This window comes from Kamptonema formosum PCC 10802 (assembly GCF_000332335.1).
Lineage (GTDB): Bacteria > Cyanobacteriota > Cyanobacteriia > Cyanobacteriales > Oscillatoriaceae > Oscillatoria.
The window spans coordinates 3,486,923-3,496,374 of the sequence record NZ_KB235948.1 but is presented as its reverse complement, the minus strand read 5'-3'; the positions used below and the strand labels follow the sequence as shown (position 1 = coordinate 3,496,374).

The following is a 9,452-nucleotide window of genomic DNA, read 5'->3' as shown; positions in this document are numbered from 1 at the left end:
ATGGTCAGTCTTTATGCTGCCTCTAGTCAAAAAGGGTCGAGGTTTTGCCTGAATCCCCCAAGTCCTGTTCACCAAAGATTTCCTCAACATCAGCAATGGGACGAAAAAGAAGGCTGGAAAAATCTTTTGAACAATCTGCGCTTAATTCTTCTCCCTCTAGTCTGTTTTAATCTTATCAAGACTTGGTTAAAGGTTTTCCCTATCCCTCAGTTAACTTTAGGCTTGACTCGCTTAATTTCTCTAATGAATTTCTTTCCACCGGCTATTTCCGTAAACGGTCAGCAGTGGCAATATTACTTTTCTTCTGCCTAGAGTGACAAAAGAGGGATACAATCTGTACCAGTTATCACAGCATATCCCTTGGCATCTCCTGGACGTGTCCTCATCTGCCAGCACCGCAGCTGCCGCAAGCTGGGTGCTGCGAAGGTTCTTGCGGCTTTTCAAGCTCACCCCGCTGCCGGTGTGACAGTCACCGGCAGCTCTTGCCTGGGACAGTGCGGGGAGGGGCCGATGGTGCTGGTGCAGCCAGACGAGGTTTGGTACAGCCGCGTTCACCCCAACGAGGTGCCGGCGGTTGTGAGGCGACACCTCGTCGGGGGTGAGCCGGTAAAGGCAATGCTCTATCACAAGTTCCATCCCAGCTAGGGGGCACAGGTGAGACTTGGGCATTGGGTATTGCGGCGGGAGTGGGGCATTGGCTTAATTGCGGATGTGCGTTCCCCGCTCCCGCCCGAAGAATGAGGGGAAAGCCCGCCGGCGCGTTAGGGCAGCGCTCAAGGCCAAGAAAAAAGTAATTAACCGGATTTATTTTTATTCAACCGGCGGTTCCAAGAAGGGAACATCAACGGTCTCACCCTGCACTTCTCCCACCCGCACTTGCAAACCGGCACCCCCCGCCTTCGTGCGAATATACGCCAAACCAAAGGGTCCTCGCTCGGTTTCCGTATAACTTGTTAGCTTTCCAACTTTCTCCTCCCCGACGGTCACAACCGTTCCGGGGGAAGCGGGTGCGCTCAGGCGCACCCCCCAGAGGTGTTGCTTGACGCCTTTATAAGTGTTCAATCGGGCAATTGTCTCTTGACCGATGTAACAGCCTTTGCTATAAGAAATCGTGTGCGAGAGCCGCGCTTCCAGGGGGTTGTAATCCTCCGTGAGTTCCAAGTCGGGTGCCGGTCTTCCTTGCTCGATTCTTAACTGCTCCCAGCCTCGCTCGCTCAGGGGTGTCGCACCGGCTGCTGTGATACTATTCCAAAGGGTTTCCGCGCTTAACCTAGGCACAATTAACGTGTAGCCGGCTATCCCCAAGCCATTCCCGACAGCAACCCGAACTTCCGCACCGGCAATGTTAAATAACTGATGGCTCCCATCGGGTTTCCCCACCATTTCCATAGCGCCGAGTTTCTCCAGCAATGCGTGACTTTCTGGCCCAATTAAGCTGAATGCAGCGGTTTCGCCGGTGATATCTCTCAGCTGCACCCTGTCGGCAAAAAAGATATATTTATCCAGCCACTGGATTAATTGCTGCCGGCGGTTCGGCGAGACGAGCAGCAGCACGGTGTCTTCTGTGATGTAAGCAGTCGCCAGGTCAATCGTGCGAGCTGTCGAGGTTACGAACACGGTGTCGCAACCCTGTCCTGGTTTGAGGCTGTTGAAGTCGTTGGTGCTTTGGTTGTGCAAGAAGCGAAGGCGGTCCGCATCGGAAACCAGGATTCGCCCCCAGTGCGAGCGGTTCGCCACGGCTGCACTCTGTCGCGCTGCGCCAAGTGCTGCAGCTTCGTTTCCGTTCGATTCCTTCCCCAGTTCGGAGGCTGGGTGCTGCGCGCTCTCTTCCATAGTCACTATCTTAATGTTGGCTCAAGGGTGGGGCACTGCTCAATAATGGTAGCCTGACTTCCCTCACCTCTGACAGGGGAGGTTAGCAGAGGCGCAGAGGGAAGACACGGAGGGATCGATCGTGAGGCCGGCTGGCTTGTCAGCGGCTCCGCAGGAGTATCGCTGCGGTGGCGCTCTCCGTGGGGGAGAGCGGAACGGAAAACAGCAAGTTCTTATACGGAAAGAGGAGGGGTTCGATTTAATGAGACTGTTAGCGAATTGATCGGGGGTGTTAATAATGAACCGCCAAGACGCCAAGGACGCCAAGACGGAAGAAGAAAGAGGAATAGGGATGGGAAAATTAATTAGGGGCAATTGACCGGATATGATATAAGAGGCGTGCGCGGTCGAATGTGGGGTGTAACGGTTCAGGAATTGGCCAACAGCATCTTTAAGTCGCGGGCAAACCGGCAAAGATCTGCGCTACAAGCTGTTTCGTCTTAGCATCGAGGTGGTTCCAATCGACATCGCCGGTTTCATCGATAAGACTGGTATCGATGTCAACGTCCACGCTTTCTGAGTCGGCGTGGGAAGGTCTGTAGTTGCTAAAGCATATCTGGTAGCACAAATCCCAGAGGTCAAAGGTGAATTCTTGGTCTTGATGCTGCAGGCGGAGGAGATAGCCCGGATAGGGGGTTTGCACTTCCTGATAGGTGCCTTGCCAGAGGGAGTCTTCCAGCTGTTTGCGGATATTGTCGATCAGGCGGATGAGAGCCGGCTGCATCAGCAATTCAGCTTGCTGCCACGCGGCGGTATCTTTAATTTTAGGTTTCATTTGATGGAAACTGTTTATAGATTATGCAATTCCGATGATAGCAAAAAATTCCCATCTTGTATATAGGCAAACAATATGTATTAAATCGCCTGCTGAGATATCTGAAATACTCTTGCGCCATCGTCAAGGAGCCGGTGCTGATCTGTAGGGGCGGGTTCACCCAAAATGTTTGCTGGTAGGGAAGGATATCTGTAAACCCGCCCCTATTTGGCGCGACACAATCGTCCTTCGCCTGTGCGGCGGGCCCGCCGGCGGGCGCTAGGGCCAAGGATAGGGCCACACCGGCGACCAGCTGCCGGTGCAACTTGGTAGTTTGCATGCGATCCAAGCTCACAGAAGGAAAACAACTCGATCGTATCGAATCCTCACCGGCTGTACCCTGAGGCGTGCCGGTGTCCGCTGCGGGGGATCCGGGGGCCCACAGGGTGGCCTTTATTTTTTGCCCATCGTCCAAATGTTGCTGAACATCATCAGCAGCGCCCCGATGATAATGGCGATGGCCAGCCCGCCTGCAATCCAATCCAGCGACTGAGTGTTTTCCATTGAGATTTTTAGATGTAACTTACAGGGATTACTTTAGCCTACTGCAGGCTGGGTTAAGAAAGCACCTGCAGATTAAGGGGGAAATCCTGCGGGCTGTCGGGGGTGCCGGTGGCGGGGTGATAGGGGTTGAGCGCTAGTTTCAATCCCATTGCCAGGATTGGCTGGCCTAAAAATCTTCTCCTCCTGCAACCTGCTGAAATCATTGTCGCATTCATTTGGGCTTCTTCGCACAACCGGGATGCTCCCGAGCGCTAGACTAGCGACAGCGACTTCCTGCAAATCGTGAAAACCACACTTTAAATTGCAATGATCGTGTTTGATTTACATACCCTGTCCGAATTTTCCCGCACCCACTGCATCGCCATTTGTGCGTTTCTGGTGCCTGCCAATTTGCTGGTAACATTGGGAACCATTATTCTCACCGCACTGCGCCGCCCTCAAGTTCAGGTGTGGCGAGCGGCTGGATTTGCTTGCATCCTGGCGGCAGTGATGGTATTTCACGTATATACTTGGCTGAGCGTTGGGGTGATTATGGCTCCCACCTACATTTTGCTGTCTCTGGCAAGCACCTGTTTGGCCATTAACCTCTGGGCGAGCGCCCATCCGCGCAGTATGGCGAGATTGCTCAGAGGCGCGTGATGGAAGCCATCGCCGGCACCTCTGGAGCGCCGGCGATACTAAGGGCGCACCAACTGCGCAAATCCCCGCCGGCGGTCAATTGGGATGGCTGCCGGTGGGGTTTTATTGATGTGAAGTGAGTTCTGAAAAGGATGAAAGATAGACTGATCGAGTGGCTAAATCTGTTTTTAATGGCGGATGTGTTCCTGGTGCTATTTAGTTTCGCGTGGCTTGCGGTTGCTGTTGCCGGTCGAGCGGCAAACGTGAGTCTCGGACTCGATTTGTGGTACAAGCTTTGGGAGCCGGTGTTTACGCCGGCAATTGGCATTCTCATGGCCGGCGCAATTCTGAGCGGGATAATTAGCTGGGTTTCCAAACGCCTGCAATCTAACTGATTGTTACCCCTCTCAATGCCGGTGGGTCTGCCCCCCTACCGGCAAACTCACAGGTGCAAGTATTTTACAAACCTTGGCTGAAATGGCGTTTTTCCGTGGGCAACTCCCTCTTCTTTCTTGGCGCTCTCTGCGTCTTGGCGGTTCATTATTGTCTTTGACTTAACACCAATCCCCCCCGACCGCCACCCTGTGCAAAAAACCGACACTTGTGAGCTGCCGGCAACCCCCTTCCCGCGCCTGCCAATTAAAATAGAGTCAAGTCCCCTCAAACTTATCTGCCAGCTGCTATGACTTCTATTTCCCCGACACCGCCGAAGGTCGTCACCACCCTGCCAGACCACACCCAGCTACCAGACTCCGACGGTACTTTTGTGAAAAATTTTCAGGAACACCCTCAAAGCAACCTCTTGACGAACTCCATCCGGCAGGTATTGCAGCAGATCCATCCTGACGGAGAATACTGCATCGGTCAAGATTGCGGTATCTATTGGCGTATGACTGACCCGCCAGAAAAAGGCGCTGAGGCACCCGATTGGTTTTACGTCCCCAATGTGCCACCCATGCTGGACGGTCAGGTGCGGCGTTTCTATGTTTTGTGGCAGGAATTCATCGCGCCGCTGATTGTGCTAGAATTTGTCTCGGGGGATGGCTCAGAGGAGCGAGACACTACACCTATTGCCGGCAAATTCTGGGTGTACGAGCGGGCAATTCGTGTGCCTTTTTATGGTATATATGAAGTGAAAACAGCTCAAGTGGAAGTCTATCATCTCGTAGACGGTCGCTATCAGCGAGTGCCGGCAAATGAGCGGGGTCACTATCCCATTGCTCCAATGGGTGTTGAGTTAGGTATCTGGCAAGGGCGATATGAAAATATGGAACTCCCTTGGTTGCGCTGGTGGGACAGTCAAGGCAATCTTTTGCTCACCGGCGATGAGCGATCTGAGTTAGAACGGCAACAAGCTGAGCGACTGGCAGAGCGATTGCGCCAGTTAGGGGTTAACCCGGATGAGGTCTGATATCTACGCCGGTTAATTAGCAACAATAACTCTTAGCCCGCGCAGGCGGGCTTTGTTTGTATAGCGGCAGAATTCATTCTGCCGTATGATTAGATAGACGCCCCGTTTGGCTCAAATGCACTGATCCTGTATCGTTGCCTTTACTTGGACTCTCACACATTATATGGCTGGCACTCCCCATCGCCCCACCCCGCTACATAAAACTTTACCAACCAGAGCCAATCTAGCCCACGCCAGGTGATACAATCTTTCAACATAGCTAGGGGTGCCCGCACAGGCGGGCTGAGATCACACCCTTAGAACCTGACACCGGGTAATGCCGGCGGAGGGAAGCTGTTTATCGAGGAAACCAAACATGCGAGCAGAATGGGTCGCCAAGCGGTGCGGGCAGAGTAATGTCTCTCAAATGCACTACGCCCGTCAGGGAGTCATCACCGAGGAAATGGACTATGTGGCGAAGCGGGAAAATCTGCCCGCTGAGCTGATTCTCGAAGAAGTGGCGCGGGGGCGGATGATTATACCGGCCAACATCAACCACATCAACCTGGAACCGATGTGCATCGGCATCGCCTCGAAGTGCAAGGTGAACGCCAATATCGGCGCGTCTCCCACCTCCTCGAATATTGACGGAGAAGTCGAGAAGCTGAAGCTGTCGGTGAAATACGGGGCGGATACCGTGATGGACTTGTCCACCGGCGGGGGCAACCTCGATGAAATCCGCACCGCGATTATCAACGCCTCGCCGGTTCCCATCGGCACGGTGCCGGTGTACCAAGCGCTGGAAAGCGTCTACGGCAGAATGGAAAACCTGACGCCGGATGACTTCCTGCACGTTATTGAGAAGCACGCCCAGCAGGGAGTGGATTACATGACAATCCACGCCGGCATCCTGATTGAATACCTGCCCTTGGTGAAAACCCGCCTCACCGGCATCGTCTCTCGCGGCGGCGGCATCATCGCTAAGTGGATGCTGCACCACCACAAGCAAAATCCCCTCTACACCCACTTCGGGGACATCATCGAAATCTTTAAAAAATATGATGTCTCCTTCAGCTTAGGGGATTCCCTGCGCCCGGGGTGCACCCACGACGCCTCGGACGAAGCGCAACTCGCCGAACTCAAGACTTTGGGGCAACTGACTCGCAAGGCGTGGGAGCATGACGTGCAGGTGATGGTGGAAGGCCCAGGTCACGTGCCGATGGATCAAATCGAGTTCAATGTCAAGAAGCAGATGGAGGAGTGTTCGGAAGCGCCTTTCTATGTGCTAGGACCCCTGGTGACGGACATTGCGCCCGGTTATGACCATATCACGTCCGCCATCGGGGCGGCAATGGCCGGCTGGTACGGCACGGCGATGCTGTGTTATGTCACGCCCAAGGAACACCTGGGACTGCCGAATTCGGAAGACGTGCGCAATGGGCTAATTGCCTACAAGATTGCGGCGCACGCAGCGGACATTGCCCGCCACCGGCAAGGCGCTCGCGATCGCGATGACGAACTCTCCCGCGCCCGTTACAATTTCGACTGGAACCGGCAATTCGATCTCGCCCTCGACCCAGATCGCGCCCGGGAATATCACGACGAAACGCTGCCGGCGGATATTTACAAAACCGCTGAATTCTGCTCGATGTGCGGCCCTAAATTCTGCCCGATGCAGACTAAGGTTGATGCCGATGCGCTGGCAGAACTGGAGAAGTTTCTGGCTAAAGAGCCGGTGACTCAAGGTTAATCTAGATAAGTAGGGTGTGTGCTCCGGCGCACGCCCCGACATATTGCTTCCCAATCTTCAACAGGCTCTATTTACAAAAGTGGGACCCTTTTCTGGCAAATCGGACTGAAATATAGCGGTTATAATTGAGTTGTGAAAGTGCGATTCGTTTAACCTAAATGACCAGCAATGGTCAGGGACGGTTAGCTAGGTTCGCAAAAACCCTGACAGCTGAGCAGGGATGGTGGTGAGGCCCCAGGCCAAGTCCACCCGGTGAAGTGCCCACTTGAAAGCACTACTCCCTCGGTAGCGATTGGTCGTCAATCCGAGAAGCGGGGTAGAAAGGCGGCAATGCTGACAGCCTAAGTTGGTATCCGTCGAGCAAGAGATTATGGGGACGAGAGAAAGGTACGTTTGAACCGTCGTAAATCAAAACCAGCCAAATAAGGCTAACAGGCAGGGGCCAAAATGGCAACGGGAACGGGGGGCAGCTATTTTTCATTAGACGGCCAGCGAACATACCCAAAACCCGGCGGATAGTACCCCCCTAAAATCTCGATCAAATCGCTGCTCGGAACGAAGTAACCCATCCGATCTCCTGGCGGGAACATCCCAAAAGGTAGTCAACCAAGACGCAATATCTGGAAAAACCCAGGAAAGGAGTGGGAAGGATGCGACCAGAAGCCAATGCCTTCGGGAAAGCCGAAGGATATGCAAACAGGTCGCGGGCTGGGTGAAGGGCTGGGGGACAAATAACTCTGAATAAGCCTAATACCTGAAACATGGTGGGATACACCTAATGCGTACAGTGAGCCAACCTCTGGGTCTGTAACTGCCCAGACGAAAAGGGGAATGCAAAACCTCTAACGGAGTAGTAGCCATCAAGGCGGTCAGGAATCAAGGAGTGAAAGTCAAACAACCAAAGCCAAGTGTTGTTACTTGGCGTCCGTGACAAGGATAACCTAGCTCAGGAGCCGGATGAAGGGAAACTTTCACGTCCGGTTCTGAAGCAGAGGCGGAGGGGGCGACTCCCTCGCCGACTGTAACAATTTTTAAATAAACCGCCATAAACGCGCAAGCGGCTTCCCGCAGTGCAGAGCGCCAAAAGCGCCAAGACAAGAAAAGGGAGAGGATTTCACCTATCATTTAGAAGTGCTAAATACGCGGATCTGGAACCATGGTACACAAATCTTCCTGTAGGGGCGGGCTCACCCCCAAGCTGGGCCACAAGGGATGGGATTCAACCGGCACCCGAGAGCCGGGGCTCACTTGACACATTGGCTTCCCAAGTTGTGTACCAATGGTACACAAATCTTCCTGTAGGGGCGGGCTCACCCCCACTCTGGGCCACAAGGGATGGGATTCAACCGGCAGCCGGCGCTCACTTGACACATTGGCTTCCCAAGTTGTGTACCAATGGTACACAAATCTTCCTGTAAGGGGGGGCTCACCCCCACTCTGGGCCACAAGGGATGGGATTCAACCGGCAGCCGGCGCTCACTTGACACATTGGCTTCCCAAGTTGTGTACCAATGGTACACAAATCTTCCTGTAGGGGCGGGCTCACCCCCACTCTGGGCCACAAGGGATGGGATTCAACCGGCAGCCGGCGCTCACTTGACACATTGGCTTCCCAAGTTGTGTACCAATGGTACACAAATCTTCCTGTAGGGGCGGGCTCACCCCCACTCTGAGCCACAAGGGATGGGATTCAACCGGCAGACGGCGCTCACTTGACACATTGGCTTCCCAAGTTGTGTACCAATGGCACACAAATCTTCCTGTAACGGCGGGCTCACCCCCAAGCTGGGCCACAAGGGATGGGATTCAACCGGCACCCGAGAGCCGGGGCTCACTTGACACATTAGCTTCCCAAGTTGTGTACCAATGGTACACAAATCTTCCTGTAAGGGGGGGCTCACCCCCACTCTGGGCCACAAGGGATGGGATTCAACCGGCTGACGGCGCTCACTTGACACATTGGCTTCCCAAGTTGTGTACCAATGGTACACAAATCTTCCTGTAAGGGCGGGCTCACCCCCACTCTAGGCCACAAGGGATGGGATTCAACCGGCACCCGAGAGCCGGGGCTCACTTGACACATTAGCTTCCCAAGTTGTGTACCAATGGTACACAAATCTTCCTGTAAGGGGGGGCTCACCCCCACTCTGGGCCACAAGGGATGGGATTCAACCGGCAGACGGCGCTCACTTGACACATTGGCTTCCCAAGTTGTGTACCAATGGTACACAAATCTTCCTGTAACGGCGGGCTCACCCCCAAGCTGGGCCACAAGGGATGGGATTCAACCGGCACCCGAGAGCCGGGGCTCACTTGACACATTAGCTTCCCAAGTTGTGTACCAATGGTACACAAATCTTCCTGTAAGGGGGGGCTCACCCCCACTCTGGGCCACAAGGGATGGGATTCAACCGGCAGCCGGCGCTCAATTGACACATTGGCTTCCCAAGTTGTGTACCAATGGTACACAAATCTTCCTGTAGGGGCGGGCTCACCCCCACTCT

At 54.1% G+C, this 9,452-nt stretch carries 9 protein-coding genes, 1 pseudogene and 1 riboswitch; of the genes and pseudogenes, 7 read left to right on the top strand and 3 right to left on the bottom strand.

The annotated features are described in order from the left end of the window. Window positions 1-312: pseudogene (locus tag OSC10802_RS56485) on the top strand (IS701 family transposase); the annotation flags it as partial. 48 nt (window positions 313-360) lie between these two features. After that, window positions 361-645 (top strand): (2Fe-2S) ferredoxin domain-containing protein, encoded by a 285-nt coding sequence (locus tag OSC10802_RS0114975; protein WP_017717581.1) that lies wholly within the window; start codon window positions 361-363, stop codon window positions 643-645. A 165-nt stretch (window positions 646-810) separates the two neighbouring features. On the opposite strand, the gene ygfZ is transcribed toward OSC10802_RS0114975, so the two are convergent. Both ygfZ and OSC10802_RS0114965 read right to left on the bottom strand, forming a co-directional pair. Then, complete coding sequence (gene ygfZ / locus OSC10802_RS0114970; RefSeq protein WP_017717580.1) at window positions 811-1,833, bottom strand: CAF17-like 4Fe-4S cluster assembly/insertion protein YgfZ; 1,023 nt, start codon at window positions 1,831-1,833, stop codon at window positions 811-813. 430 nt (window positions 1,834-2,263) lie between these two features. Continuing rightward, window positions 2,264-2,647: a hypothetical protein gene (locus tag OSC10802_RS0114965; RefSeq protein WP_017717579.1), complete on the bottom strand. Its 384-nt coding sequence runs from the start codon at window positions 2,645-2,647 to the stop codon at window positions 2,264-2,266. Window positions 2,648-3,496: 849 nt separating this feature from the next. Here OSC10802_RS0114965 and OSC10802_RS0114945 point away from each other — a divergent pair. The 5 genes from OSC10802_RS0114945 (at window position 3,497) to OSC10802_RS49905 (ending at window position 8,598) form a co-directional block, all read left to right on the top strand. Continuing rightward, a complete protein-coding gene (locus tag OSC10802_RS0114945) occupies window positions 3,497-3,829 on the top strand; it encodes a hypothetical protein (RefSeq protein WP_017717575.1) in 333 nt (110 codons plus the stop codon). A gap of 131 nt (window positions 3,830-3,960) precedes the next feature. Beyond that, window positions 3,961-4,203, top strand: a complete 243-nt coding sequence (locus OSC10802_RS0114935; RefSeq protein ID WP_017717573.1) for a DUF8620 family protein — start codon at window positions 3,961-3,963, stop codon at window positions 4,201-4,203. A 287-nt stretch (window positions 4,204-4,490) separates the two neighbouring features. Then, the gene (locus tag OSC10802_RS0114925) at window positions 4,491-5,219 is read left to right on the top strand and encodes a Uma2 family endonuclease (RefSeq protein ID WP_017717571.1); all 729 of its coding nucleotides are present in this window, start codon (window positions 4,491-4,493) and stop codon (window positions 5,217-5,219) included. Window positions 5,220-5,470: 251 nt separating this feature from the next. Continuing rightward, a riboswitch (TPP riboswitch) is annotated at window positions 5,471-5,567 on the top strand. A gap of 7 nt (window positions 5,568-5,574) precedes the next feature. Beyond that, window positions 5,575-6,948: a phosphomethylpyrimidine synthase gene (gene thiC, locus OSC10802_RS0114920; RefSeq protein ID WP_017717570.1), complete on the top strand. Its 1,374-nt coding sequence runs from the start codon at window positions 5,575-5,577 to the stop codon at window positions 6,946-6,948. A 1,395-nt stretch (window positions 6,949-8,343) separates the two neighbouring features. Continuing rightward, a complete protein-coding gene (locus OSC10802_RS49905; protein WP_155967807.1) occupies window positions 8,344-8,598 on the top strand; it encodes a hypothetical protein in 255 nt (84 codons plus the stop codon). Between the two features lie 486 nt (window positions 8,599-9,084). Here OSC10802_RS49905 and OSC10802_RS49890 read toward each other — a convergent pair. After that, a partial coding sequence (locus OSC10802_RS49890; RefSeq protein ID WP_232731681.1) for a hypothetical protein occupies window positions 9,085-9,452 on the bottom strand: 368 nt, incomplete at its 5' end.

What these genes read in the sequence shown, in the direction of transcription:
- ygfZ (WP_017717580.1), bottom strand. Translation starts at nt 1,833, where the DNA reads ATGGAAGAGAGCGCGCAGCACCCAGCCTCCGAACTGGGGAAGGAATCG.
- OSC10802_RS0114965 (WP_017717579.1), bottom strand. Translation starts at nt 2,647, where the DNA reads ATGAAACCTAAAATTAAAGATACCGCCGCGTGGCAGCAAGCTGAATTG.
- OSC10802_RS0114945 (WP_017717575.1), top strand. Translation starts at nt 3,497, where the DNA reads ATGATCGTGTTTGATTTACATACCCTGTCCGAATTTTCCCGCACCCAC.
- OSC10802_RS0114935 (WP_017717573.1), top strand. Translation starts at nt 3,961, where the DNA reads ATGAAAGATAGACTGATCGAGTGGCTAAATCTGTTTTTAATGGCGGAT.
- OSC10802_RS0114925 (WP_017717571.1), top strand. Translation starts at nt 4,491, where the DNA reads ATGACTTCTATTTCCCCGACACCGCCGAAGGTCGTCACCACCCTGCCA.
- thiC (WP_017717570.1), top strand. Translation starts at nt 5,575, where the DNA reads ATGCGAGCAGAATGGGTCGCCAAGCGGTGCGGGCAGAGTAATGTCTCT.
- OSC10802_RS49905 (WP_155967807.1), top strand. Translation starts at nt 8,344, where the DNA reads ATGGTACACAAATCTTCCTGTAAGGGGGGGCTCACCCCCACTCTGGGC.